Here is an 879-nt window from a genome sequence, read left to right as displayed (position 1 = left end):
CGGAACGCACGCCAGTGCTCCTGCTGGTCCGCGGTGAGCCAGCGCACGTCGTCGGTCGGCGCGGCGTCGGTCACGGCGGGCTCCTCACGGTCGGGGGTTGCGGCTCGCATCCCACTGTAGTAGAAATATCAACCACCGCATACTTGTTGTGTCAACGATTCTCGTCGATCCCCTCGGAGGAACCCATGTCCGCTCTGCCCGCCGGCCTCACCACCGGTACCTGGAACATCGACCCCTCGCACACCGAGGCGTCCTTCACGGTCCGCCACGCCGGCATCTCGAAGGTCCGCGGCACCGTCGCGGTCACCGGCGGCGCCCTCACCGTCGGCGAGGACCTCGAGTCGTCCGCCGTCTCGGTGACGCTCGACCCGTCGACCGTCACGACCGGTGACGCCAACCGCGACGGCCACCTCAAGGGCAACGACTTCTTCGACGTCGAGGTCTTCGGCGAGTGGACCTTCGTGTCGAAGGCCGTCCGCGAGGCCGGCTCGTCGTACGTGGTCGTCGGCGACCTGACGATCCACGGCGTGACCCGCGAGGTCGAGCTCGAGACCGAGTTCAACGGCACCGCCGACGACCCGTTCGGCAACACCCGCGCCGGGTTCGAGGCCACCACGACGATCTCCCGCAAGGAGTTCGGCCTCACGTGGAACGCCGCGCTCGAGGCCGGCGGCGTGCTCGTCGCCGACAAGGTCCGCATCGACCTCGACGTCTCGGCCATCAAGGCCTGACGCACCGCAGCACCGTCCCGCGAGGGCGCGACCGCACCGGTCGCGCCCTCGCGGCGTCTCACCCGCAGGCGGGGCTACGACGCCCCGCCACCCGCACCGCGCGCACGGTCGTGGAACGCCAGGATCTGCAGCTCGGACGCGACGTCCA

At 70.2% G+C, this 879-nt stretch carries 1 protein-coding gene; it reads left to right on the top strand.

All coding sequences use genetic code 11. The features are described from left to right. Positions 1 to 185 precede the first annotated feature (185 nt). A complete protein-coding gene (locus G3I71_RS44860) occupies positions 186 to 731 on the top strand; it encodes a YceI family protein (RefSeq protein WP_164324647.1) in 546 nt (181 codons plus the stop codon). Positions 732 to 879: the final 148 nt, after the last annotated feature.

It is taken from the genome of Streptomyces sp. SID12501, assembly GCF_010550245.1.
Lineage (GTDB): Bacteria > Actinomycetota > Actinomycetes > Streptomycetales > Streptomycetaceae > Streptomyces.
This window is presented reverse-complemented; position numbering and strand designations above follow the sequence as displayed.

Excerpts from the sequence above, each read along its gene's own strand:
- G3I71_RS44860 (WP_164324647.1), top strand. The coding sequence starts at position 186 with ATGTCCGCTCTGCCCGCCGGCCTCACCACCGGTACCTGGAACATCGAC.